Raw genomic sequence first — 25,624 nt, forward strand, 5'->3', positions numbered from 1 at the left:
AGGCAATTCGAACTAAGCCCCGGCCAGTTCTTTCAGCACTGCTCCCGGGACATCGGCCGACTTCAGTGTCTGCTGGGTTCCTTGGGCGAGGTTCTTGAGTTGCCATTCGTCGTTGGCGAATTCGTCGTCGCCGGCGATGAGGGCAAGGGGGATGCGTTTCTTGTCGGCGTATTTCAGCTGCTTACCGAGGTTCTTCGCTTCCGGGAAGACTTCGCTGGCGATGCCGGACTGGTGGAGCGATCTGCTCATCTTCTGGTAGTCGGCCAGACGGTTTTCGACGAAGCGGGCAATCAACACCTTCGAAGTCGTGGCGGCTGCATCGAGGCGACCGAGTTCTTCGAGAGCGGCCAGCAGGCGATCGAGCCCCAGGCTGCCGCCGACGCCGGAGAGCTTCTGCTTCGTATACAATCCAGCCAGATTGTCGTAACGGCCCCCCGAGGAAATGCTCCCCATGTCGGGCAGGTCGGCCAGGAAGGTCTCAAAGATCAGACCGGTGTAGTAGTCGAGGCCGCGGGCGATCGACAGATCGAGAGCGAGCCGTCCCGGCTTGATGCCGATGGCGGCACAGGTTTCCGTGATCTCCGTCAGTGCGGCCAGAGCCGTTTTGCCGAGTTCGGAAGTGGTGATCATGCCGCGAGCTTTGTCGAGCACGGTCGCCGGATCACCCTGCAGTGAAGCCAGTTCGAGAACCTGTTCCCCCTGGGCGGAGTCCACTCCGGTCGTCTCTGTCATTTCTTTGACGACCGCCTCGGCTCCAATCTTCGGCAGTTTATCGAGAGCGCGGAGCAGCAGCTTGGAATGTTCGAGCAGGCCGAGTTGTTCGAGCAGACCGTTGAGCAGCTGACGGTGATTGATGCGAATCGTGAATTCACCGACGTCGAGCTTTTCGAGCAGATCGTGCACGACGAGCAGCGTTTCAATGTCGGCGGCCAGCGATTCGGTGCCAATGGTGTCGAAGTCGCACTGAATGAATTCACGGAAGCGGCCGCGAGCTGGACGTTCCCCTCGCCAGACCGGGGCGATGTGGTATCGCTTGAACGGCGTGCCGAGTTCGTTGATGTGCTGGGCGGCGAAGCGGGCGAAGGGAATTGTCAGGTCGAACCGCATGGCGACATCGCGATCCCCCTGATCGGTGAAGCGGAAGAGCTGCTTGTCGGTTTCATCGCCCCCCTTGCCAAGCAGGATCTCGGAGTATTCGAGAGCCGGCGTGTCGATCGGACTGAAGCCGTAACGCGAGTAGACCTCGCGGGCGGCTTCGATGATCTGGAGTCGGGGAATCATGGTCTCCGGCAAAAAGTCCCGGAAGCCGCGCAGTGTCTGAGGTTTGATGATGGGCTGATTCACGATGTCTCTGGTGTTGGATCGTTCCCCAAAATGGGAACGGATGTCTGCCTTAAAACTGATTTCACGCAATGCCGCCAGGGCGCAACGAATAAGGATTGAACGAGAACTGAAACTCTTAGCGGCTTCACGCCTTTGCGTGAGATGTCCTAACTCACGATCGGCAGTTCGGTCCGTGCCGGTTTTCGTTTCGGTTTCTTCTGCGGGTAGACCGCTTCGATGTATTCCCACATCTGCTCGGGGGATTCGAACAGCTGGTCGTAGCAGCCGTCGCCGTCGTATTCGCAATTGTCGGTCGAGTAATCGCGGCAGATCTGCGGACGGGTTTCGTAGATGCCGCAAAGGTTGTCCGACCGGAGTTTCCGGCAGACGGTGTGCACCATCAGAAACCAGGTTCCCTCATCGACGAAGATCGAGACATCCTCGTGGAGCAGATACCAGCGGATATTCTCGAGCTCTTCCCGACTGTCGGGGGTGTCGATCGGCAGGGCGAAATAGCGGCAGCACTTGGCCGTGCAGTGATCACAGAGGAATTCGCCCGGCTTCAGGTCGGCTCGCGTGACTCGTTTTGTTGCTGTCATGGACAGATCTCTCGCAAAAAGGTTCCGGGCCATGTTTTAACCGAACGGGAAAAGGCTCACAACTGCCTGCGAGCCATGGGCGGGTCCGATCGCTGAGCTTTCCGGGTCTTCCGGTGGTGGGACGACGAAATACTGCGCCAGACCAGGGCGTGTGACCGCACTAATCGTCGTAACTGGCAGGCTTTGACAGGCTTTCATGTTGACCATCGATTTTCTGCTTCCGTATCATACCTCTTGATGCTGACATTAGATATGAGGCGGTCTTTGCCGATACTTTGTCTGGTCCCGGTCCGACCGCAGGCAGCGGTCTGTCGCGGCCGCGCTGCTTTCTCACGACGTTTCGATCCCCTGTCGACCATCGAGCCGCAACGAGTTCGAGAGTTCCGATATGCACCTGACTGGTAAAATCTTTGCGTTCCTGACCCTGTGTCTGGCGATCGCTGCGATCATTCTGACCGCACAGACGCTCGACAAGCAGAACGAGTGGAATCAGCGTGTCGAGAAGGCGCGCAAAGCCTACGAAGAATCGGCCGCCAAGCTGCCGGATGTCGAAGCCAAAGAAACGCAGCTCGAAGACGAATTGGCTCTGCTGCGTCTCGACTGGGGTCGCCACTGGGATGACGTCGAAGTCGCCCCCGGCACGAACATCGCACGAGGGCTGATCAATATCGGGATCGGTCGGAATCAGAACCTTTCGATGCAGACCGAACAGGGCGAGCAGTTTCCGCTGATGTACGCGTTCCAGGAGCTTCCGGATGGCCGGATGAGCTATGTGGGCGAGTTCCGCGTCACCCAGGTCGACGTGAACCGGGCCGCTCTGCAACTGGCCCGACAGCCGCGTGAAGGCGAGACCGAGACGTGGAATTTCAACACCAAGTGGCGGATTCACGATCAGATCCCGCCGGCCAAACGTCAGGCGGTGGGGGATCTGCTGCTTCGCATGACGACAATGGAACAGCGTCTGGCGGATCGTCGTCAGTTCCTGGCATTTCAGCAACAGAGTGTAGTTGCCGCCAGGACCGCTCTTGAACAGAGGATGAAAGAGCTCGAAGGAAACCCGAATGCTCCGCAGGGAGCTCCGGATGAATATCGCATCGGCCTGCTGGCCACGCTGGACGCCGCCGAGGAACAGCGAAATGCCGCTTTGTCCGACATTCAGCAGCTCCGCAAGCAGCTCGCAGATTTGAATTCCCGCTTCGAACAGCTGCTGGCCACCAACGCCGAGCTGGAGCGAAAGTTGGGCACGACATCGAGCACCGCAGCTGCTCCGCAGGATGCCGCCAGTAACTGAGTCGCTGTCGCTTTCATCATCCGGCCCGGGCTTTCCCTGACGTGCGACGGATATCGCTGAAGGTCTTTGCGTCAGTCAGGGCCGACCACTACGGGGCGGGGGCTTTCCCGTCGAGCCATTCAAGAGCTTTGCCTATGTGGCTGACGCTGCCGCTTTGCCAGCCGTGGCCGCCGTCGTAGGTTTCAAGACGAACGCCGACGCCGGCGTTCTGCAACTGGTCGCGAGCTTTCTCGGCCATCCAGAACGGACACACACGGTCGCTGGTGGAATGCAGCAGGTAGACCTTTCGGCCAGCAGCGTTTTCGAGTGGCGGTAGCTGATCCGGCTTAAAGACCGACATGGCGATCAGTGCTCCCGCCAGCGGGGAGTCCTTCTGCAGCAGCGAGGCATACACGGCTGGTCCGCTTGATGACCAGCAGACGGCGTAGACACGGGATTTGTCGATGTCATGCCGCGAGGCGATGTCTTCGATTACGGCTTTCAAAGTGTCCTCCGTCGTCATCATCCGGTCGATGGAGGCTCTGGTCGGCCAGACGATCCACGACGGAGCAAGCGGCTGCGCGACGATGAACTTGCCGTGGAGAACGGTATCGCTGATGAAACGAACAAAGGGGTGAAAGTCCGCCGAACCATCGCCGCCCGGCATCACAATGACCAGTGGGTGTCCATCCTCGGGCTTCTCGGTTCCCTCGTCGGTCGGAATGAGCAGATACCGGGATGGTTCCCCGGAGTCGGTGGCCACTTCGAACTCGACCGGTTGCTCGTCGGAACTGCCTTGATCTTTCATCGATTTGTCGGTGCCAGCCGAGTCCGTCGGCGACTTGGACGGAACTTCATCGGCATAACGGACTTCGACTTCATCGAACCAGACCTGCCCCGGGCCGTACATCTGCAGCCCGACAATAATCTCGGCGGCGTCTTTCGGGATCGCGACCGTGCCTTCGTAGAGTTTCCAGTCGTGTGTGATCGGTTCTTCAGGCGAGTCGGGAATGAGATAGGTCACCCATGCATGGCCCAGATCGTTCTTTCCGGCACCGCGAAAGGTGAAATCGAGGACGACCTTGGTGACGTTCTCCGCTTTCACCTGCGCGGAAAGCTGCACGGCCGGGGCGTCGCCGGTGTGATCGAGACGTCGCCACCAGGCGGCGATCGGGAAGTAGCGTTGAGCCGTCTTGCGAATGCTCAGGCTACGATTGCCATCGGACGCAGCGTTCCGGTCGTAGATGTACTCCACACCGTTCAGGTTCGCTCCCTGCTCCCAGCCCACGGGAACTGTGTCTCCGGTTTCCAGGCTGTCTGACAGCAGTGGCTCATGTGGCTCGTCGGCGATCGCGGTTCCGCCCAGGGTTGCGATCAAAGAGGCCAGTACAACCCGATGCAAAGAATCGACCAGCGTCATCGTTTCTCCTTCAAAAACCAGACAGTGTTCATTCGAGCATATCCATCGGACATTACCACAGCACGGGAGAAGTGTCACGCCGTGGTGTTTCGGCACGGCCGATTCCCCTGCGTTTCCGTCGCACCTCAGGGGTGGCATCACGCTCGAAAAATGGTGCGAACGGGAAACATTTTGTGGACTGATGTTTCCCCAATGCAACAGACCGCGAACAGGTCGACTGGGGTCGAGGAGGAAATCTGACAGGACGCAACTCACGGATTTCAAGGCGTTTAGGGCGATCAATTTCAAATGTTTACACCGAACCTGAACACGTTGGCCCGTCCGTTGCGTTTCCCCTGCATCTCGACAGACACCTGTTATGACCACGCTGATGCACTGGGAGAGACATGCCACGCAAGAAACGTCAACGGATCAGTCTTCACGAGCACGGCAGCACCATCATTCTGGATATGGGGCCGATTGAGATCTGGGACGGAGCCGATCTGGCTCTCCTCCGGGAAACCGTCTGCCAGCTGGTGGAAGGAGATCAGCGGAAGTCGCTGTCCTTCGCGATGCAACACGTGAAATATGTTCCGAGCGGGTTCTTCGGAATGCTGCTGGACTGCTTCGACAAGAAAGTGGAGATTCTGCTGCTGTCCCCGAACGACCATGTCAAAGGGATGCTGTGGTTCCAGCGGTTCTTCTCGGATCGTGGCGGCGAGATCTACCATCTGCATTCCGGGCCAGCCGAGGAGATTCCTCACGACCGCCCGCTGCCGTGGACGTCGGAAGAAGATCAGATTACCTGGGATGCCAATGAGACCAAGCGGCCACGCTCCACAGCGTCGCTGCACCGAACCTGATCCTGCAGAACTGGTACACTTCTGCCAGTCGCATTATGATCGGACGAGCATTTTGTTCGCCCGATCATCTTCTTTTTGCGGCCTCTGATTATGCCCGAGTATCTCCGTTCGCCCCAGCTGGCCCGTGCTTCCGAATGCCTGGTGATCGCCGTCGATCTTCAGGAGAAACTGCTGGCCGGAATGTCCGATCGGGAGGACCTGCTGGCCCGCTGTCGCCTGTTATTGCGGGGGGCCCGGGAACTGGAGATTCCAGTTCTGGCCACGGAACAATATCCGCAGGGACTCGGCTCGACAGAGCCCTCGATTGCCGAACTGATTCCCCACGCCGCAGCCAAGAAACGGTTCAGCAGTGTCGAAACTCTCGATCTTCCTTGTGCCGGCGAGCGGGACGACGATCGCTTTCGGGTCATCGTCCTCGGCATCGAAGCGCATGTCTGCATTCTGCAGACGGTCTTTGATCTGCAGTCGCTCGGCTATGAAATCCTCATTCCGGTCGATGCGGTCACGAGCCGAAACGCCATCGATCGTCAGACGGCTCTGCAGCGGATGCAGTCCATGGGAGTGACTCTGACTACCGTGGAAACGCTTTTGTTCGAGTGCTGCGAAACCGCCGAACACCCCCGCTTCAAAACGGTCAGCCGCATGATTACGGGCCGGGAGTAGGCTGCGGGAGTTGTTCAGGAATCGGTGGATGGCTGGTTGTGTCAGCTCATCCTGCGGCCCGCTTAAAACTCCGCGTTCTTCGGCGTTCTCGGGAACGGGATGCAGTCGCGGATGTTCTGCATGCCGGTCAGCAGTTGAATCAGGCGTTCGAAGCCGAGACCGAAACCGGCGTGGGGCACTGTGCCGAAGCGGCGGAGGTCGAGATACCACCAGTAGTCTTCGGGATCCAGGTGGCATTCCTTCATGCGGGCTTCGAGGACATCGAGTCGTTCTTCCCGCTGGCTGCCGCCGATGATCTCGCCGATTCGCGGCACCAGCACATCCATCGCCCGGACGGTTTTGCCATCCTCGTTGCACCGCATGTAGAACGGTTTGATTGTCCGCGGGTAATCGAACAGGATGATCGGCTTCTTGAAGTGCTCTTCGGTCAGATAGCGTTCATGCTCCGACTGCAGATCGTGTCCCCACTGAACCGGGAACTCCCATTTGCGGTCGGCCTTTTCGAGGATCTCCACGGCGGTGGTGTAAGGAATTCGTTCGAAGTCGTGATCGACGATGTTCTTCAGCGTTTCGAGAACGGTCTTTTCGATTCGCTGATTGAAGAAGTCCATGTCCTCGGCACAGGTTTCGAGCACGTGAGAGATCACGTACTTGATGAACTCCTCGGCCAGTTCCATGTTGGCCTGCAGATCGAAGAAGGGAATCTCCGGCTCGACCATCCAGAACTCAGCAAGGTGCCGCGTCGTGTTCGAGTTCTCGGCTCGGAAAGTCGGCCCGAATGTGTAGCAGGGGCCGGTGGACGTCGCATAGATCTCGGCTTCGAGCTGGCCGCTCACCGTGAGAGACGCCGCCTTGCCGAAGAAGTCCTGAGCGTAATCGATCTCAGTTTGAATCTGTGCGATGCGGGCGAGGTCGAGTGTCGTCACCCGGAACATCTGACCGGCGCCTTCACAGTCGCTGGTCGTGATGATCGGCGTGTGCACGTACAGAAAATGCCGACTCTGGAAGAAGTTGTGAATCGCAGCCGAGGCCGCATTGCGGACGCGGGCAATCGCCCCGAACGTGTTCGATCGCGGACGAAGATGGGCGATCTCACGGAGATACTCGAATGTGTGCCGCTTCTTCTGCAGCGGATACGTTTCCGGATCGGCCGAGCCGAGGACGACGATCTTCGTCGCGTGCAGTTCGACCCGCTGTCCCTTGCCGGGCGATTCCTTGAGCTCGCCGGTCACTTCGAGCGAAGCCCCGGTCGTGATGTGCTTCTGCTGGTCTTCGAAGCCTTCGGTGGTCCCTTCGACGATGATCTGCAGGTTGCCCAGGCAGCTGCCATCGTTGAGTTCAATGAAGGACAACCCCTGCTTGGAATCGCGGCGGGTGCGGACCCAGCCGTGCAGCGTGAGAGTCTGTCCCGGTTCGAGGACATCGCGAACGTCTTTAATGCGGGCCACAATCTTCCTCCGTGTCTTCGTTTTCCGCCGTGCGGGTCAACTTCCGTGGAACTCCCCCGGCTTCTCGTGCGAAACCTCAGATGCAGGTGGTTCACACGCAGCCGTTACCCTTCGATCTTCAAAAACCGGCGGGCGTTGTTCGTGGTCAGTTCACACACGTCGTTATAGCTGACGCCCAGAGTTTCTGCGAGTACTTCCGCGGTGTGCTTCACGTAAGCCGGCTGGTTTCGCTTGCCGCGATACGGCATCGGAGCCAGATAGGGAGCATCCGTTTCGACGAGCAGCCGATCGTGAGGCACGGTGGCCGCCAGTTCCCGCAGTTCGATGTTCCGCTTGAAGGTCAGCATCCCGGAGAACGAAATCATCATGCCCCAGTCGAGGCAGCGGCGAGCCGTCTCGGCGGAACCGCAGAAGGAGTGCATCACTCCGTTGAGCGGCCCCTGCTTCGCGTCTTCTTCGAGGACGACCAGCACGTCTTCTTCGGCGTCGCGACAATGAACAATGAACGGCTTGCCAAGCGCCCGGCTCAGTTCGAGATGCCGGCGGAAATAGTCGATCTGGTCTTCGATCGGCGTTTCTTTCCAGTATCGGTCGAGACCGGTTTCTCCGACCGCTTTCACAAGATCGTCTTCGGCCAGCTTCGTAATCTGGTCCCAGTCCGACGGCCCGACCTGACTGACGTAATTCGGATGAATTCCGACCGCGGCATAGATCTCCGTGTGCTTCCGGGCCAGTTCAATGGACGCCCTGCTGCTTTCAACCGTGGTGCCGATCGTGAGTACGCCGATAACGCCATTCTCGCGGCAGTTGCCGAGAAGCTGCTCGAGTTCGCCAGCGAGGGACGGCTCGTCGAAATGGGCGTGACTGTCGATAAGTGGCGGAGGAGCTTGCATGGCGGATGGCCGAGGAAGAGAAAGCTGGCGGTCGGGCGAGGATGGTTGAACGTTCGAACGGAAGCGTAGTCAACGGCTCCGGGGGTCGCAATGGCTCGCGATTCGGCGGGACTCACCCGAACAGTAATTCTCTCCACCAGTCGCGGAGAATGCTTCGCAGGATGCGAAGGAACAGCCAGTTCTCCGAGATCTTGATCACCGGGTAATAGAACAGCTGATAGAACGCAGCCGGAAAAGTCCACCGGCTCTGACTCACCACCGCCCGTGCGACCGGCTCGGACAACACGTAAATCGCCAGCGTCAGCACGCCATAAAAGAAGCGAAGCGGAAGGTCGTCCGCCCAACTGCGATGTTCCGGTTCGTGAGCTGCATGGGCCGTTGTCATCGCTGCCACTCTCGACCAGGGCGTGCCAGTAGGAATCAAAGCGGACTGGATACCTCCGCCTGCTGGTGCTGATCCCACGGTGAGACCGCGTCCACAGGCACCTTTATCTTACCACGGTCGGAACGCGGTGCGTACCCGGAGAATGTCGCGAACATGACGGACGAGGAGCAGGAGTCCCCGGAGTGATCGAGGCAGTGGCAGTCACCTGCAATGACCGCACCGCGCACAGAAAAAGCCTCTGGAAAAATCCAGAGGCTTTTTGAAAAAAGTCACCAGGTGACCTAGCGACCCCGACGGGACTCGAACCCGCAACCACCGGATCGACAGTCCGGTACTCTAACCAATTGAGCTACAGGGCCAAGTGGCAACGAACGCATCTTAGCTGATCGTCGTAGGTAGTCAATTAAGTCGGCCAAATTTCGAATCGACTTGATTGATTTTCCTCAATCCGACACAGTAATCGCATCCTGCGACCTATCTCTCGTCGTCGCAATTCCCTCAACCGCAATCGCTTGCGAAGCGGAACTCCGTTTCGGGAGATCAGTGGCATGTCTTCTTTTCGACACCGTTTCTCCCCCGGAAGTTCGCCTTCTCAGACGCAATTTCTGGTCGTCACTCTTCTGGCGTTCCTGGTTGCCGGCTGTGGAGATTCCCCGGCTCCGGAACCCGATCCGGCCGACGTCGAAGTCTCGATCACGCCCGAACAGGACCACAGCTCCGCGTCCGATTCCCTCCCGTCCCCGGAAGAGCCGATGCGGGACGAACAGCCGAAGGCTCGAATGCAGCCGCCAATGGAACCGCCTGCTGTGTCCCGTCCGGAGCTCGATGACGCTGAGCTTCTCAACCTGGGGATTCGAACCTTCCGCTCGCCGCATGTCATTCTGCGAACCGATGCGGTTACCTTCGAGAATGAGGAAGAACTACGGAGCCTGCCGGAGCTGACGAGTGAACTGCTGGAGACGATGATCGAGCGGCTGGAGAAGTACGCCCCTTCGTTGCCCATTCAGGCCCGGCTGCCGGTTCGTTCGTTCATTATGGAAGACCTCAAACTGTTCGTGCAGGCCGATCTGGCTCCGCTCGAACTGCGGGAGATGCTGCACGGCGTCTATCGGGATCAGACTTTCTGGATGCGGGAACAGGCGACCGATTACTACCGCCGGCACCTCTTCTTTCACGAGTCGATTCACTGCCTGCTCGACATCTACGGCTACGGGTATCCGGTCTGGTTCCATGAAGGAATGGCCGAGCTCTACGCCGTGCATCGCATCACGCCCGAAGGTTCGCTGGAGTTCGGAATCGTGCCCGGCTCCGATCAGGTCGAGGGCGGTTTCGGACGCATTGCCAACATTCACCGGGAGATTGAAGCCGGTCGCTTTCGCACGCTGGAAGATGTGATCACCATGTCGTCCAACGAGTTTTACCCGCATCAGGAATCGTATGCGTGGGCGTGGGCGATCTGTCGTTTTCTGGCCGATGACCAGCTGACCAGCGTCGGCTTTGAGAATTTGCTCGCAAGCGTGAACCCGCCGCAATTCCGTCAGCAGCTGGAACAGAATCTGTCGCTCGATTCTCCCCGCTTGCGAGCCGACTGGGCCGTGTTCGCCACGACACTGGAACCCGACTTCGAACCGGACCGCATGTTGATTCAATGGGACGATTCCCCTGCCAGGCCGCTGGCGGGGAATGTCGAGATGACGGTTCAGGCCGACCGCAACTGGCAGCCGGCCGGCGTCGTGTTGAAAGCGGGCCAGACGTGCCGCATCTCGGCAGCAGGCCAGTTCCAGATTAACGATGCCCCCAAGCCGTGGATCTCCGAGCCGCAGGGAGTCTCGGCGGAATATGTCGATGGACACCCCGTCGGACAACTGCAGGCGGTTGTGTTCAATGAACGTGTCGCCGGGGAGAAGCAGGACTACGGTTTCCTGAACGTGATTCCGATCGGCCGGGAGGGGACGATCACATCCGAAACCGGAGGCGAACTGTTCCTCCGCGTCAACGATCGCCCCAGCAGCTGGTCCAACAACGCCGGCGCCGTCTCAGTGCATGTTGAGCTGGAGTAGTTGTGTGCGGCAGACCATATCCGCACGTAGCGGACTCTTCCGGCGTCGGGGGTCATCTTCGGTTGTTGGTCGTCCCTGCCGATTGCAGCATGATGGCAATTTCGGTCGGCGTGGCGTCTTTGATTCCGCCATGGCTGGCGCCGGTGATCCACCAGTAAACCATGCCGGCGTCGGAACAATCGAAGTGGCCCGATTGAAACGTCACGACATCATCCTGCTCAGCGTATGCGAGCTGATTCCAGATCCATCGCACGCCTCGGTCGGGATGTTCTCGAGCCCAGTCCCAAGGTTCAATGGCCGTTTTCAGGCCTGCGTTCTGGTCGCCGATCTGGTGTTCGGTCACTCCGAAATCGAGGATCTCCCGCCACGTAAAAAAGTCGCCTGCGTTGTCGTTGGCGGGATGATGGGAGACGATATGAACGTGCTTCCGTTTGCCGACTGCTGACGCGGCGAGGGCGAAACCGATCACGTCCGGTTCCCCGGCTTCGATGATCCACAGAGGATCGTTCTCCGAGGACTCGTTGATTGCATCGCGCAGGTCCTCCACGGCGGCCTGTTGTTCTGTGCGGCAATTGAAGCTGCCAGCCAGATGATTGAATGGACCGAACTGGTCGACACCCTCTTTACAGAGTTGATCCAGGACTTTTTGCCGCCGCAATTCATCTGAAACGGAAATGCGAGCGACCGGTTTCAGGTCGCAGGAGTGGGAAAGATGCACGAGCCGTTCGTTAAGTCCTGTGGCGTCCAGCAGGCCAAAGATAACCGCGATCGCACCGATGTCATCAGGGTCAGGTGAGTTTCCGTCGGCGACAATGGCCAGCCGCCCGGTAGGTGGTCGGACGACCGCGGAGGTTTTTGATTCGACAGCTTTCCGGGGCGGCTTTATAGGGGCTTTCTCGGTTCCTTCAGGAGAACGTTTTCTCGTCGAACCGGGCGCGGATTCAGTTCTGACGGTTGGCTTCGGACCAGGTCCCTCGGGCTGATAGTCTCGATCTCGCGCGAGCACAAGCTTATCGAACTCGAAACCATCTTCACGCATTGAAACGTGGATGGTGTGTTCGCCTGCGGTTTCGATATCAAGATAGAGCTGGAATCGAACTCCGGTATGAACCTTGTCAGTGCGCTGCCGGCTCTCCCAGGCCCACGCTCGCTTTTTCGTTGTCTGCCATCGCTGTCCCGATTCGGGCCACTGGCTGTCCAGACCGATGTGCAGTCCGTTGTCTTCCGTACCTGTTGAGAAATGCCTGACCCAGACGTAGTAGCGTCCGGGATTTGTTACTTTGACGCGATACGTGAGGACGCCCGCCTGGCCCGGTTCGGGGAAGAAGTTCTCGCCTTTGATGAGCTTGTCGTCGTGAGTCGTTCGGGTGTCGGGAAGTGCTTCCAGATAGCCCGAACCGCTGACTCCCATCAGGTGCGGCTCATCCGGATCCGGGGTCACCTGGGGCTGATGGTCGTTGTCGAAGAGATGCCAGCTGCGAACGTCAGTCTTTTCCTGAGAGGCAAAGTGCTCCGCCTCGATAACCAGAATGCCGTCGACTTCTTGAGAGACCAACGTGGTGTCGGAGGCCGGCTCGGCTGGTTCGTAGGCCATTAACGGGGGCGTGAACCCCAACACCAGAACAGAGAGGATCGGGAGTGCGAGGCGTTGCATCGGAGTGACCTGGATGAGAGTACGTGTTCCCATTGTGACTTCGGCCGACGAAGCGGTTCTGTTCTTCGAGATGATTCGTTGAGAGCGCTCTGAAGGATTCAGTTCGAATCGGTCTCGACTACCTCCCGCGAGGCTTCCACGTCTCCGGCTCATTCAGCATGAGCGGTTCATGAAACACGGTCAACTTATCACCCTGTCGTTCAATCCAGGCTTTCAGCTCGGCGAGAAGATCCTGTTGAACATCCCGGACACGCTCGCTGCCAGCGAGGTTGTTCTGTTCGAGGGGGTCTTTTTGCAGGTCGAACAGTTCGAACTCGGGGCGGCCGTGATGACTGGCGACGATCTTTGCGGCCCGCTTGTCCGTCTTCGCTCGTTCGGTCCATTGCTTGAAATAGTCTCCCGAGGTTTCACGCAGCAGTAGATCGATATGCGTCGTGAACGCGAAGTCCGGATGCGGATTCCAGATCAGCTTGTATCGATCGGTGCGAACAGAGCGACTCAGGTAGACGTTCATCTGGCGGTCGCCGCTGTGCGTGGTGAAGATCCGCTGCCGATGCGAATCAGTCTCTCCCCGAAGCACGGGGGCGAAAGAGCGTCCGTCGAGATTGTCGGGCACGGAGCCGTCGGCAATGTCAATCAGCGTGGGCAGTATGTCGACCCAGCTGACCATCGCATCGGTTCGGGCTCCCTCGGGAATCTTCCCGGAGCGAGCGACGATCAACGGCACGCGGATGCCTTCGTCGTACAGCGTCCATTTGCCGAAGGGGAACTGGGCTCCATGGTCGCTGGAGAAGAGGAACAACGTATCAGTCGCCAGGTGCTTGTCGGTCAGTTCTCGGAGTTCGCCCAGCCAGGCATCCAGATCTTTGACCTCCTGCAGATACCGAGACCGCTGGACCCGAGTTTGCGGGGTGTCCAGCAACTTTGGAGGCAGGCTCATTGATTCCGGGTCGACGGTCGATTCGCTCGGCCAGGGCACGTGCGGATCAGAGACTCCAACGAACAATGCGAGCGGTCGCGGGTCGTCGCGATTTTCGAGGAACGCTTTCACGGTGTTCCGCAACTCGGGAATTTCTTTGTGCAGGTCGATGGTGTCGAAGCCGTAGTTCTTCGCACTTTTTGAATGGGCCACCTTGCCGAAAGCCGCGGTCTGATAACCGAGCTGGTTCAGAATGCGGGGCAGGCGAACCGTTCCCTCGCGCGGATAGGTATGATTTTCTTCCGCCCCATTCCGAGCCGGCATCAGCCCTGTTAACAGAGCCGCCCGGCTGGGAGCACAGGCGGGGCTGGCCACGAACGCGCGATCAAACGTCATTCCTTCGGCGGCCAGTGCATCGATGGCGGGCGTTTCGATGTTCGTTCCGCCGTAGACGGGCAAATCCAGGGCGGACAGGTCGTCGACAAGATAGACGACAATATCGGGCAGGCGATCCTCAGCAGCAACAGCATGCGAACAACATGCAATCGCGAGCAGGCAACAGGCAAGAAGGCGGCGCACCATCGTGTTTCTCCTCTTTCCGCGTTGAGATCGCTTCGGCACGGATAATCGCTCTTTGAGCGAACGTGCAGATCGTTACAGACAGAAGCGTTCGATCATTCTTCGGTACAGACTGGTTCCCTGTTCCAGCTGGTCGAGGGAGATCCATTCGTCTTCAGTGTGGGCCTGGACGATGTCGCCGGGGCCGCAGATGACTTTCTTCTTTAGGTCGCCGAACATCGCTGCGTCGCTGGCGTAGCTGACAGTTCTGGACGCCTGTTGACCTGCGAGTTCGAGCAGATCGCGGACATAATCGGCGTCGGACGGGGAATGGAACGGCGGGGCAGCGGTTTCGACGATGAAGTCGAGGCCGTGTTTCTCCGCAGCTTTGCGGGCCCGTTCCATCAGATCATCGGCTGGCTGGTTGGGCATCGGGCGGAAGCAGACGGTGCACTCGCTCCGTTCTGGCGTAATGTTTGAGGCGTACGTGAAGTCGTTGATGCCGATGTTCCAGCTGATTCCGGGCGGATCGAAGGTCGTGTCCTGCCAGAGGGGATTTTCAGCCGTCTCGTGATACAGGCTCAGCATCTCCTGCAGGAACGGAATCATGGCCAGATTCGCGTTGATGCCGTGCGACGTACTCGAATGCCCGGCTCGTCCCCAGGCAATCGCCTTGAAGACATAGACACCTTTATGAGCGTGGACGACTTCGAGCAGCGTCGGCTCGCCAATAATCGTGACGGGCTGCTGATCGACAAACTGTCGGTAGAGGTGAGACTGCTTCACGACATGACCGGCTCCGTAGAAGCCGAGTTCTTCATCGGACGTGCAGATGATCGAAAGCGGGGCCCGCAGTTCGCGGTCGGCGACGGATTCAACAGCGGCAAGAAAACAGGCGAGTGACCCTTTCATGTCGCAGCTGCCGCGACCGTACACCCGTTCGCTGGTCTGGAAGCATTCAAAAGGGCCGGCTTCCGGAAAGCTCCAGGCGTCGGCCGGGACGACATCGGAATGGGCACTATAGAGGAGGCCGCCCGTCCCGGAGCCGCGTGTGGCGATGACGCTCACCTTCTCCAACTGCTGCTCATCGGTGTAGACAACGGTCTCAGTCTGGAACCCCAGTGTCTGCAAGGTGGTCTCGATCGATTCGCTGATCGGGCGATTGGAGTCGCAACTGACCGATGGCATATTCACCAGCGTTCGCTGGTAATCTAACGCCCGCTGCAGTGTCATCCCAGGTTCTCCATCTTTCCGGTTTTGCAACGCTACATTCAGCACAGGCCGAATAATCGTTGCGTTTTTACAGCTGGATGCTGAATTCGCGCAAGTCGATCGACCGATACAACCGATACCAACGATAGGACCGGACTCTCCCCAGTGCGCGCTTCGGCGTGGTTCCAGGCAGCGGTCCAGATTATGACAAAGCAATCGAACTCACTCCAGTGTGGCGTCTGACACATGAATGACATTATTGACTGCAGCTGGTTAAAACCCGTCGCAGGGCGACTGTGCCTGCTGTTGTGCTCGTCGGTCGGGGCCAGTTTCCCGGTCGCCGCTTACGCTCAGCAGCCGGATGTCGTTCATGCGATCGGTGAATACCCGCCAGGAATGATGCCCGGAGCCGGGATCCAGCAGGTGCAGCTGCCCCAGTCTCGGCAGTACTACGAATATCTGCCCAGTGGTCGCGACTGGGATCAGTATTCCGATTCGCCGCTCGATCGCTTTCTGAAGCAGGTCGGCAGCCAGACTTACACCCGATTCGACTACCTGCTGTGGTCCGTTTCCGACCCGAGCCAGAGTATCATCGGAGCCCCCGGCAAGAGACTCAACGAGAACGTTGGTTTCGAGAAGCCGGCCTTCATCGATATGGCCCGGGCCAACCAGGTCACAGGATTGGATCAGTTCTATCCGGTCCGCAATCCGCTGCTGCGTTCCAATCCGGACGGGTTGGTCCTGATCCAGATCTGGGAAAGCGACCCGAGCGAACTGGTGGATCTGGATGGCGATCTGTTCGAGTACGATATCATCGACGCCGATGGTGACGGCATCAACGACGACGACAACGATCTGGATATCTTTCCCCGCGTCACGAATACGCAGAAGCTTTCGTTTCTCCGCGGTGACGAGAATCCCGGAGTCGGTGGAGGAAATGTCCTCGTTCCGTCAACAGGGACGGCGGGGGATCCCGCTCAGGTCGCTGTTCTGACTGTGGGCCGCCTGGCCAATACGCGATCCTTTCAGCTGGACAACAACAACGGCTTCCGTGGAGTGATCGGGCTGGACACCACGTTTGGTGCGATCGAGTTCGATTTCTTCACGATGGGACGATCCGATACGGGACTGGAATTCGTTCCGATTCCCGACGGACTGCTCGGAACCCCGGGCGGGGCAGTGAGTGGCGCGGCGGCCGACCCGGCTGTGATTCCGTTCCTGGTCAACGGTCAGATGGCTCCGGATATCTTCGATACGGCTGGCAACCTGATCACCGACAGCAACAACTACTACGTTATCTTTAACGATACCTATCGGGCGACCTATCAGTCGGAAGCCTGGGGGTTCGATCCGAACATCTACTGGACTCTCAATGAGCGTCCAGACCGTTTCAAGCTCGCCGGCTCGCTCGGTTTCCGGTACTTCGATTTCCGGGAACAGTTCCGCCAAGTCGGTTCGTTCACGCAGGAAGCGCCTGATCCGCTGCGTCCGTTCTATGTTTACGACAACGAACTGCAGGACACGAATACATCGACCAGCGATGATCTTCTTTCGGTTATCAACTCTGTTACTGAAAACCGCGTGATGGGACCGCAGATTGGTCTGAGGTCGCAGATCGGCGACGATCGAGTCTCCTTCAATCTCGATACTCACGTGATGGCCGGGGTGAATACCTGGGAAGCGGAAGTCGCAGTCGACGACCTGCTGTTCGTGGGCGACGACAACTTCACGGAAGCCAGCTCGACAAACTTCTCCGCCGGCTTCGAAATGGTGCTCGATGCCCGCGTGCGACTGCGGGATCATGTGACGCTGACGGCCGGTTACAATTTCCTCTGGTTCACCGACATCACGCGACCGGATGAGAACATCTACTACAACATCAACGCCACCCGACTGCCGGCGACCGCCAACGGCACGGCCAGCGTTGGTCCCGACTACGATGTCAGCAACGGCGTGGTTGTCCGCAAGGAAGAAACCACCATCAGCCTGAGCGGTCTCTCGGTCGGGGTGCTGATCGACTGGTAATCCCGATTGCCACAGCCGGCTTTCGCAAATCGAACGGAATCCTCAGGTCAGACAGTGCCGACTGTCTGGCCTGATTGCTTTCCAGGCGCCTGAAGAGAAACGCCCGCCCGCCTGCTTCTGTCTCAACTGGTGATCGCAGTCAGGCGTTCCCGCAGGTCTTCGTCGCTGCAGTCAGTCACTTCGATGACTTTGACGGGGGAAGTCTCGCCACTCACGAGAGAGAGCTGATTCTTGTCGATCTTCAAAGATCGAGCCAGCAGGGCAATCACGGCTGCGTTCGCTTTGCCTTTCTCGGGCGGGGCCTGCACTTTGATTTTCAGTGACGCCCCAAGCCAACCGGTAATCTGGTCACGCGAAGACGACGGGACGACTTTAAGTGAGACTCGACCCACGGGAACGCGCTCACTGGACTAAAAAGTTCTCGGGATTGTTAATAACGGCCCGTTGCCGCAGGCCACTTAAGTCGCGGCCTCCCAACGCACGGCCTGCAAATTGCAGGTTTACATTCCGTACTTGGCGGCTGGGCGGTCCATGACGAAGTTGATCAGTTCGAACTCGGCCGAACGGCAGGCGTCGTAGACCTGGACCAGATCGCCGAGGGGGACATCGTCTTCGACGTTGAGCAGCACCGGGCTTTCGCGGGAGACATCGGCCAGGGCCTGCAGGGTTGATTTCACTTCCGGAAACGACGTGAGGATGCGGCTGTTCATTTCGACAACCGTGCCGGAATCGCCGGGGCCGGGGTAGAGGTGCAGACGAATCTCGGTAACCCACGAATCCTGGGGCTGGGTTTCCTGGGCGGAAACGTCGCCGCTCGCCAGTTCCGTCGGAAGCGACATTTCAACCACCTGATCAGTCGCTACGCAAATGAAGAAGACGAGCAGCAGGAAGACGATGTCGATCATCGGCGTCATCGTCTGACTGTCGTTGAGATCCCGGTCGACACCGATCACGGAACGGATACGCATGGTTACTCGTCTGTCTTCATTGGGGGATTGGTTGATTCGGATGGCCCAGAGAATGATCTCTGAAGTGCTTATGTGTCACTGGCAGGGGTAACCCGGTCTATCCGGGGATTGTATCCCGCTGGAAATCAGACCGCGCCATCCCGAATTACTCTCCTCCACCCGGGAGGACGGTGAAACCGACTTTGGTGAGGTTGGCTTTCGCGCACGCTTCGAGAATCGGTTTGATGAATCGGTACTCGGCTCGGGCATCACCCCGCAGGCGGACTTCGAGTTCGGCGTCTTTCTCGCGTGGTTTTTCCACCTGAAGGAGGATCGATTCGAGTTCGAGCCATTCGAGCTTGCGGCCGTTGAGGATGTAGGAGCCGTCTTCGAGAATCGTGATCGTCATACGATGCGGCGAACTGGCTTCCGGGTCCTCAGCCTGACTCGCTTCCGGCAGTTCGACCGGCTCCAGTGTTTCGCTCTTCACGAAGTGGGTAGCGACCAGAAAGAAGATAATCAGCAGAAAGACGATGTCGATCATCGGCGTGATCGCGAACCGCAGCGAACGGGAGCGGGGAGCGGTGGCCGGCTTCATGCGTCGCCTTTCGGGGCAGCGGGGGCAGGAGCCGGAGCCTTTCGCTTCGGACGGGCGCGACGGTAGCCGGAGAAGACCTGTTCGGCCATCAGCGAAGTTTCAAAGACCATCTCATCGACCCGGTTTCGCAGCAGAGCAAACGTGCCGAGCGCGGGAATGGCGACGCTCAGTCCCATCAGCGTGGTGACAAGAGCGTGCGAGATTCCCGGGGCGAACTCCGAAACAGATGGGCTGGCCTGCGACTGGAACTCCAGAAAGGCCTGGATCATCCCCCAGACGGTGCCGAGCAGTCCGAGCATTGGAGCGAGAGTGCCGATGACGTTGAGGTATTCGACCTTCCGCATCATCCGGGCGGAATGTTCGGCACTGGCGTCTTCGAGAGCTTTCTCGATGTGCGCGTAACCGAGTTCGGCTTCGGTGAGTCCAGCCTGAATCATGTCGCCGAGAAAGCAGGGCTTGTCGCGGCAGAGTTGGTTGGCTTCCTGGAACCGGCCGGCGGTGATGAGCTCATGAGCCTGCCGGGCCATCTCGAGCGGCATCAGGTTGCCGCGGCGGAGCATCAGCAGATTCTGCATAATCAGCGTGACCATGATGACGCTGAGGCCGACGATGATGTAGCCGACATAGCCGCCGGCCTGCAGGAGTTGCTGCCAGTCGAGGGTCGGCTCTGCGGCCTGCTGAGCGAGAAGAAGTCCATCTGTGAGAGTCAAAGCAACGTCCTTGCTGTGGCGTTATTTCACGCATTCGATTTCATACAGGACCGGCCAGTTTTTGCCGGTGACGAACAGTCGGCGATCTTCACCGCTCCAGGCAATGCCATTGTAGACGGCGTCGCGGTCGAGCAGCAGGCTGGGAGGCTTGAGGCCCTTGAGATCGACCAGGCCGAGCACGCGGCCATCGGCAGGATCGATTCGCACGACTTCATCGCTGTACCAGACGTTGGCCCAGACTTCGCCCTGAATGAATTCGAGTTCGTTGAGTTTGTCGATCGTCTTGCGGCCATCGTGTACGGTGACGCGGCGGACGACGCGGAAGGTTTTGGGATCGTAAAAACGAAGGACCGCCGAGCCGTCGCTCATGATGAGATGCTGCCCGTCAAAAGTCAGCCCCCAGCCCTCGCCCGAATAGCGTTCGGTTCGCAGGTACTCGAGTGTGTCGGGGTTGTAGACGAAGGCGACCCGGTTCTTCCAGGTCAGCTGAAACAGCTCGCCATTGGCAATCGCGATGCCTTCCCCGAAGTACTGCTGCGGCAGCGCGACCGATTTGATAACGTTGCCGGTTTCCAGATCGATCTGCTGCAGGCGGGATTTGCCGAAGTGGCCCGTCCCTTCAATGAGCATGCCGTTGTGCACGACGAGCCCCTGCGTGAAGGCTTCGGCATCGTGCGGATATTTCTGAACGACCCGATGCGACCAGCGTTCGGGCTGCTGAAACTGAGCGGCGGCCCAGGGGAGACCCGCTCCGATGATCACGAGCAGAATCAGCACGGGAAGCGCGAACCACAGCCGCAGTTTCTGCTGCGCGCGAGCCTGTTCCTGGACTTCGCTTTCCATGATCATCCCTGCCGACACGAACTGCTCCGGACTCGTAGCGGCAGTTTCCAGCCGCCGGTTGTGCTTTCAATTTGACTGAGGCGATGAATGTCGGGAACGCTGGCGATCCGAACGATTCCGGCAAATGAAGACAGGCTTCACACTTTCGTTGATAGCCACGTTCATTCGACAGGATGCCGCCGCTACGGAGGGCATCCCCAGCGGGATGCATCTTCGGCTATCGCTGCAGTCTTCCCTTGTATCGTAACACCTGACCCCTGACGCCGAGCGCCTCCAGGTCAGGAGATTAACTCCTTCGCGTCGGGTGTGTCGACCCGAGGTTCCTGGCCGCGGAGGACGCTGTTGCCGGAGAAGAGGGTTCGCTGGTCGATCGGCGGGGGATTGAGCCAGTCTTCCTCGTTGAACTGTCCGCTCTGCCCGTAGGCGGCGAGGGCGTTGCCGTAGCAGGTAAGGTGGACATCGTTCTCGGGAATGCCGCGATCGATCATCAGTTTGGCGGTTTTCGGCACGGCCAGCGGGTCGGAAACGCCCCAGTCGGCCGACGAATCGACGATAATTCGGTCGGAGCCGAATTTGCGAACGACTTCGACCATCCGCTCGTTCCCCATCTTGGTTTTGGGATAGATCGTGAAGGCGGCCCAGAAGCCGCGATCCAGGACGCTTTGCACGGTCTCTTCGTTGTTGTGGTCAATCACGGCCATGTGCGGGGGAATGCCGTGCTCTTCGATGATGTCCATGCTCCGCAGCGTTCCCTGCTTTTTGTTGCGGTGCGGTGTGTGGATCATCACGGGCAGCTCGGCTTCTTTGGCGAGTTCGAGCTGTTCGCGAAGGAAGCGTTCCTCGGCGTCGGTCATGTCGTCGAAACCGATCTCACCGACGGCGACGACTCCTTCTTTGGCCAGATAGAGTGGCAGAATCTCCATCACCTGCTCGGCCAGGGGCACGTTGTTGGCTTCTTTGGAGTTCAAGCCGATCGTGCAGTAATGACGAATTCCGAACTGGGCAGCCCGGAAGCGTTCAAAGCCGACCAGACTGGAGTAGTAGTCCTGAAAGGTGCCGACGCTCGTGCGGGGCTGTCCCATCCAGAAGGCCGGTTCGATGACGGCGACGATGCCGGCTGCGGCCATCGCTTCGTAATCGTCGGTGGTGCGGGACGAGACGTGAATGTGGGGATCGATAATTTTCATGGCAAGACTTCCAGTTTTGTGCGGCGGGATCTTCGGAGCGGTGCATCAAATGCTATTGCCATCTTCGGATTTAGGGAGAACTATGTCAATCGGCTGATGCGTCCATCTCTCTTGCCCGGCGTCTCTGTCTTCACACATCGGTGGCGGCGAGGAAGCGGGCGATCACTTCGTTCACTGCCTGCGGGTTCTCCACCGGAGCCATGTGGCCGGCTCCCGGGATGAGATGAAACTCGGCTTTGTACATCATTCCTGCGAGCTGCTCCATCTGATCGGGCGGCGTGAGGGTGTCATCCGAGCCACAAAGCAGAAGAGTCGGTACCGTGATGCCGCCGACCCGTTCGGTAAAGTCGGGACGTTCGGCCATGCCGCGTGAGGCTCCGGCGATCGCCTGAGGATCCGTGTTCAGGATCAGCTTGCGGAATGAGTCAACCAGCTCTGGCTGCGAGGCGAAGGTCGCCGGCGCGAAAATCTTCTTGAGCATCGTGTCGACGAAGAACTCGGAGCCTTCCCGTTCGACCCGGTCGGCCAGTTCCAGTCGCTGAAGTCGGGCGGCTTCGGGATCTGCGGTGGCTTTTGTGTCGCAGAGGATGAGACGCTTCATCTGGTGCGGATGCCGTTCTGCGAACTGCCAGGCGATGTAGCCGCCCATCGAGAGTCCACAGAAGGTGACTGGTTCGAGAATCTTCATTTCCTTGAGCAGCTCGGCGAGATCGTCGGCGTAGTCCTGCATCGTGACCAGCGAGGCGGCTCCTTTCGAGGAGCCGAACCCGCGAAGATCGGGAGCGATGACGCGGTACCGCGATTCGAAGAACTCGAGTTGAGCCTGCCACATACTGGAGTTAAGTGGGAATCCGTGAACGAAGAGCAGCGGATCGCCGGCTCCACGATCCTCGACAGAGAATGTGGATTGATCGACGGTGTAGTTCATCGGACGACTCCGAAGGCCAGAGGGGACTCAAAGAATTGGCGGACAGCGAGATTCAGCCCCGATTATAACCGGAATCTTTGGGAACAAAGAGACGGAGAAGTGAGCGGGACAAAAAGAAAAAGCGGAACACCCGAAGGGCATTCCGCTTTCTCATGAACTGTCACGGGAAGACCGCGTGGTGTCGCTCGTCCCGTCGGACAGAAGTCAGCTCTGGAGTGAAATCCAGAGTCTTACTTCTTGTCGTCCTTCTTGTTGTTCTTCTTTTTCTTGTTGTCGTTGTCGGCCTTGTCATCGCCGGCGACGACTTTCTTGGCCTTCTTGTTGTCGTCCTTCTTCACGTCTTTGCCACCCTTGTGGGCGTCTTCGCCGTAGTGACCCTTGTCTTTGCCACCCTTGTCACAGGTGCAGGCGTCGGTTCCGCAGGCATCGCAGCCCTTGGTTTCGCAGGCGCAGGAGCTCTGCCCGCAGTCAGAGCAGTAGCTCTTGGTGCTGCAGCAGGAGCTGGTTCCGCAGCTGTTACCACAGCAGGAGCTCTTGTAGCAGCTGTTGCTGTAGCAGCTGTTGCCGCAGGAGTTGGTGTAGCAACGGTTGCTGGAGTAGCAGTTGTTGGAGTAGCAACGATTGCTGCTGTAGCAGTTGTTGCTGGTGTAACAACGGTTGCTGCTGTAGCAGTTGTTGCTGCAGCTGTTGTAGCTGCTGTAGCAGCGGCTACGACCACGACGACGAGCTTCGGCGGTATCGGCCACCGAAACGACCAGCATGGCAACAGCCATGACGCTCAGAAAAGTACGCATGTTTGATTCTCCCTGCACTGAAATCAAATGTGTCCCAGATTTGTTGTCTCAGATACACGAGGGACTCGGCGCGTGATCTGAGCGACTCTTGTAGTTTGTTCACTGTATTAACATGGCGAACTGAGTTATTCAAGGGTGGATGAAGAAAATGGGAGGGTGCTGTGTCCTGTTCCGCATTTTCTGCATCTCCTCCATCTAACGATGGTGATGCGGTTTTTACGACCGTCAATACCGAGTTGACGCAAATTCCCGAAACTCACCCAAACAGCATTTCGTGGAACTCGTCTTCACTGAGCACCGGAATGTTCAGCTGTTGCGCTTTGTCGAGTTTGCTGCCGGCGTTCTCGCCCGCGACGACGTAATCGGTTCGGCTCGAAACGCTTCCGGAAGCCTTGCCGCCATGCTCGCGAATCAGCTCTTTGATCTCGTCGCGGGTGTATCTTTGCAGGCTTCCTGTCACGACGATCGTCTTGCCTTCGAGCTGCTGGCTGCCGGAGTCTGAAGACGTTTCCGCTTCGGCCATCTTCAACCCGCGTTGAGCCAGATTCTCGATGAGCGCGAGGCCGTAATCGGAGTGGAAGAACTCGTGGACGGAAGTCGCGATGACCGGGCCGATCTCTTCGACATTCGCCAGTTCTTCCAGCGAAGCCTCGCGAATCTTCTCCATCGAATGAAAGTGGTCGACGAGGACCTGGGCGTTGCTCGTGCCGACATGGCGGATGTTCAAGCCGGTAAGCAGTCGCCAGACCGGTTGTGCTTTCGAGGTCTCAATACCTTCGAGCAACTTGTCGACCGATTTCTCGCCGAGACGTTCCAGACTGAGCAGTTCGTCCCGTTTGCCGCTCAGGTCGTAGAGATCAACGAGGCTGCTCACAAGGCCGGCTCCGATGAGCTGTTCAATCAGCTTGATGCCGAGGCCATCGATATCCATCGCCTGCCGGGACGCGAAGAACCGCAGCGTTTCCCGCAGACGGGCAGGGCAGTCTGGATTTGGACAGCGAACATACACGCCCCCTTCATCCTGCACCACTGGCGTCTGGCATTCCGGGCATTCTTCCGGAAAGACAAAGGGGGTTTCATCACCGGTCCGCTTTTCCAGTTCGACCCGGAGCACGTGCGGAATGATCTTCCCGGCTTTCTCGACGATGACCCAGTCGCCCACGGCGATGCCGAGCCGCTCGACTTCATCGCGGTTGTGCAGGCTGGAACGCGAAACGGTCGTCCCGGCGATTTCGACCGGCGTGAGATTCGCGACCGGTGTCAGCGTGCCCGTTTTTCCGACCTGCACGTCGATTGATTCTACTTGAGTGGACGATTCGTACCGTTCCCATTTGTAGGCCACGACCCAGCGGGGGCTCTTGCTCGTCACACCCATTTCGTCGCGGCTGGCGAGGTAGTTGACCTTGATCACGAGTCCGTCAATTTCGAGATCGAGCTCGTGCAGCGAGTCCATCATGACTTCAACCTGCTGCTGAACCTCTTCGAGACCACGACAGACGCGAATGCCCGGCGTGGTCGGCAGGCCGAAGCCGCGAACGGCTTTCAGGTAGTCCATATGCGTCTCGTAACGAACGCCGATGATCTCTCCCATGCCGTGCGTGACGAAACGAACCTTGCGACGCAGACACTGCACCGGATCGAGCAATTTCAGAGCGCCGGCCGTGCTGTTGCGGGGATTGGCGTGAACGGTGGAGCCGCTCTGTTCCTGTTCGGCTCGCAGTACCGCGAAGTCGCTGTTGGCGATGTAGGCTTCCCCACGCACTTCGAGCCGCTCGGGGAATTTCTTGCCATCCAGAGTTAACGGGATGCCGCGAATAGTGCGGGCGTTGTGTGTAACATCATCCCCGGTTCGGCCATCGCCCCGCGTGACCGCCTGAGTGAGGTGGCCGTTCTTATAGATGACCGCGAGAGCCACGCCGTCGATTTTGTATTCGAGTGTGTAGTCAACAGTGTCCCGCCCTAGCAGCTGCCGAACTCGCTGGTCGAACTCGACAATCCCTTCCGGCTCGAACACGTTGTCGATCGAAAGCATCGGCACGCGATGCTGGACCTGTGTGAAGCCGCTGATGGGAGCCCCGCCGACTTTCTGAGAGGGACTCTCAGGCGACTGCAGTTCAGGATGAGCGGTTTCGAGCTCGATCAGCTCCTGCATCATCCGATCGAACTCACGATCGGTAATCTCCGGGGCGGCTTCGACGTAGTACAGCCGGTTGTGTCGATTCAGCTCCTCACGCAGATGCTGGACACGGTCCTTGGTCGTTTGAGACATCTCTAAAGCTCGTCAGTCGGAAACAGATGGTCTGGTCGGGCGGTCGCCAGGCATGCAGAAGAGGGAGACCATCCTCG

At 58.7% G+C, this 25,624-nt stretch carries 23 protein-coding genes and 1 tRNA gene; 5 read left to right on the forward strand and 19 right to left on the reverse strand.

The window, feature by feature from the left end:
• Positions 1–12: 12 nt before the first annotated feature.
• On the reverse strand, positions 13–1,344 hold the full coding sequence (gene hisS / locus L1A08_RS06765; protein ID WP_238755557.1) for a histidine--tRNA ligase: 1,332 nt from the start codon (positions 1,342–1,344) through the stop codon (positions 13–15).
• A gap of 146 nt (positions 1,345–1,490) precedes the next feature.
• Positions 1,491–1,922, reverse strand: coding sequence for a YkgJ family cysteine cluster protein (locus L1A08_RS06770; protein ID WP_238755558.1), 432 nt, complete (start codon positions 1,920–1,922; stop codon positions 1,491–1,493).
• A gap of 388 nt (positions 1,923–2,310) precedes the next feature.
• On the opposite strand from L1A08_RS06770, the gene L1A08_RS06775 reads away from it, so the two are divergent.
• On the forward strand, positions 2,311–3,213 hold the full coding sequence (locus tag L1A08_RS06775; RefSeq protein ID WP_238755559.1) for a hypothetical protein: 903 nt from the start codon (positions 2,311–2,313) through the stop codon (positions 3,211–3,213).
• Between the two features lie 88 nt (positions 3,214–3,301).
• On the opposite strand, the gene L1A08_RS06780 is transcribed toward L1A08_RS06775, so the two are convergent.
• Entirely contained in the window at positions 3,302–4,612 is a 1,311-nt protein-coding gene (locus L1A08_RS06780; protein WP_238755560.1) for an alpha/beta hydrolase, read from the reverse strand.
• 386 nt (positions 4,613–4,998) lie between these two features.
• Between L1A08_RS06780 and L1A08_RS06785 the strand changes: the two genes are divergently transcribed.
• Positions 4,999–5,454 (forward strand): hypothetical protein, encoded by a 456-nt coding sequence (locus tag L1A08_RS06785; RefSeq protein ID WP_238755561.1) that lies wholly within the window; start codon positions 4,999–5,001, stop codon positions 5,452–5,454.
• 90 nt (positions 5,455–5,544) lie between these two features.
• On the forward strand, positions 5,545–6,117 hold the full coding sequence (locus L1A08_RS06790) for an isochorismatase family protein (RefSeq protein ID WP_238755562.1): 573 nt from the start codon (positions 5,545–5,547) through the stop codon (positions 6,115–6,117).
• A gap of 62 nt (positions 6,118–6,179) precedes the next feature.
• Here the strand turns inward: L1A08_RS06790 and asnS are convergent, their stop codons facing one another.
• The 4 genes from asnS to L1A08_RS06810 form a co-directional block, all read right to left on the reverse strand.
• Positions 6,180–7,568 carry an asparagine--tRNA ligase gene (gene asnS / locus L1A08_RS06795; RefSeq protein ID WP_238755648.1) on the reverse strand — a complete coding sequence of 463 codons (1,389 nt, stop codon included), beginning with the start codon at positions 7,566–7,568 and terminating at the stop codon, positions 6,180–6,182.
• 101 nt (positions 7,569–7,669) lie between these two features.
• Entirely contained in the window at positions 7,670–8,458 is a 789-nt protein-coding gene (locus L1A08_RS06800) for a TatD family hydrolase (RefSeq protein ID WP_238755563.1), read from the reverse strand.
• Between the two features lie 112 nt (positions 8,459–8,570).
• Entirely contained in the window at positions 8,571–8,843 is a 273-nt protein-coding gene (locus tag L1A08_RS06805) for a hypothetical protein (protein ID WP_238755564.1), read from the reverse strand.
• 285 nt (positions 8,844–9,128) lie between these two features.
• Positions 9,129–9,202: transfer RNA gene (locus L1A08_RS06810), tRNA-Asp, on the reverse strand.
• Between the two features lie 189 nt (positions 9,203–9,391).
• Here L1A08_RS06810 and L1A08_RS06815 point away from each other — a divergent pair.
• A complete protein-coding gene (locus tag L1A08_RS06815) occupies positions 9,392–10,903 on the forward strand; it encodes a hypothetical protein (RefSeq protein WP_238755565.1) in 1,512 nt (503 codons plus the stop codon).
• Positions 10,904–10,955: 52 nt separating this feature from the next.
• Here L1A08_RS06815 and L1A08_RS06820 read toward each other — a convergent pair whose 3' ends face one another.
• The 3 genes from L1A08_RS06820 to L1A08_RS06830 form a co-directional block, all read right to left on the reverse strand.
• The gene (locus L1A08_RS06820) at positions 10,956–12,590 is read right to left on the reverse strand and encodes a hypothetical protein (protein WP_238755566.1); all 1,635 of its coding nucleotides are present in this window, start codon (positions 12,588–12,590) and stop codon (positions 10,956–10,958) included.
• 85 nt (positions 12,591–12,675) lie between these two features.
• Complete coding sequence (locus L1A08_RS06825) at positions 12,676–14,058, reverse strand: sulfatase family protein (RefSeq protein ID WP_238755567.1); 1,383 nt, start codon at positions 14,056–14,058, stop codon at positions 12,676–12,678.
• Between the two features lie 72 nt (positions 14,059–14,130).
• Entirely contained in the window at positions 14,131–15,267 is a 1,137-nt protein-coding gene (locus L1A08_RS06830; RefSeq protein WP_238755568.1) for a M20 family metallopeptidase, read from the reverse strand.
• Between the two features lie 225 nt (positions 15,268–15,492).
• Between L1A08_RS06830 and L1A08_RS06835 the strand changes: the two genes are divergently transcribed.
• On the forward strand, positions 15,493–17,271 hold the full coding sequence (locus L1A08_RS06835) for a BBP7 family outer membrane beta-barrel protein (protein WP_238755569.1): 1,779 nt from the start codon (positions 15,493–15,495) through the stop codon (positions 17,269–17,271).
• Between the two features lie 122 nt (positions 17,272–17,393).
• Here the strand turns inward: L1A08_RS06835 and L1A08_RS06840 are convergent, their stop codons facing one another.
• The 9 genes from L1A08_RS06840 to ligA all read right to left on the reverse strand — a co-directional run bounded on the left by L1A08_RS06840 (position 17,394) and on the right by ligA (position 25,547).
• A complete protein-coding gene (locus L1A08_RS06840; RefSeq protein ID WP_238755570.1) occupies positions 17,394–17,663 on the reverse strand; it encodes a DUF167 domain-containing protein in 270 nt (89 codons plus the stop codon).
• A 108-nt stretch (positions 17,664–17,771) separates the two neighbouring features.
• Complete coding sequence (locus L1A08_RS06845; RefSeq protein ID WP_238755571.1) at positions 17,772–18,239, reverse strand: ExbD/TolR family protein; 468 nt, start codon at positions 18,237–18,239, stop codon at positions 17,772–17,774.
• Between the two features lie 145 nt (positions 18,240–18,384).
• Positions 18,385–18,816 carry an ExbD/TolR family protein gene (locus L1A08_RS06850; RefSeq protein ID WP_238755572.1) on the reverse strand — a complete coding sequence of 144 codons (432 nt, stop codon included), beginning with the start codon at positions 18,814–18,816 and terminating at the stop codon, positions 18,385–18,387.
• Complete coding sequence (locus L1A08_RS06855) at positions 18,813–19,526, reverse strand: MotA/TolQ/ExbB proton channel family protein (RefSeq protein WP_238755573.1); 714 nt, start codon at positions 19,524–19,526, stop codon at positions 18,813–18,815. Before L1A08_RS06855 ends, L1A08_RS06850 begins: the two co-directional genes overlap by 4 nt.
• Before the next feature lie 21 nt (positions 19,527–19,547).
• Positions 19,548–20,369 (reverse strand): glutaminyl-peptide cyclotransferase, encoded by an 822-nt coding sequence (locus tag L1A08_RS06860; protein WP_238755574.1) that lies wholly within the window; start codon positions 20,367–20,369, stop codon positions 19,548–19,550.
• Positions 20,370–20,647: 278 nt separating this feature from the next.
• Positions 20,648–21,556, reverse strand: a complete 909-nt coding sequence (locus L1A08_RS06865) for a TatD family hydrolase (RefSeq protein ID WP_238755575.1) — start codon at positions 21,554–21,556, stop codon at positions 20,648–20,650.
• Between the two features lie 130 nt (positions 21,557–21,686).
• Positions 21,687–22,484 (reverse strand): alpha/beta fold hydrolase, encoded by a 798-nt coding sequence (locus L1A08_RS06870; RefSeq protein WP_238755576.1) that lies wholly within the window; start codon positions 22,482–22,484, stop codon positions 21,687–21,689.
• 230 nt (positions 22,485–22,714) lie between these two features.
• Positions 22,715–23,278, reverse strand: a complete 564-nt coding sequence (locus tag L1A08_RS06875) for a hypothetical protein (RefSeq protein WP_238755577.1) — start codon at positions 23,276–23,278, stop codon at positions 22,715–22,717.
• A 256-nt stretch (positions 23,279–23,534) separates the two neighbouring features.
• Complete coding sequence (ligA, locus tag L1A08_RS06880; RefSeq protein ID WP_238755578.1) at positions 23,535–25,547, reverse strand: NAD-dependent DNA ligase LigA; 2,013 nt, start codon at positions 25,545–25,547, stop codon at positions 23,535–23,537.
• Positions 25,548–25,624: the final 77 nt, after the last annotated feature.

It is taken from the genome of Rubinisphaera margarita (assembly GCF_022267515.1).
Taxonomy (GTDB): Bacteria; Planctomycetota; Planctomycetia; order Planctomycetales; family Planctomycetaceae; genus Rubinisphaera; species Rubinisphaera margarita.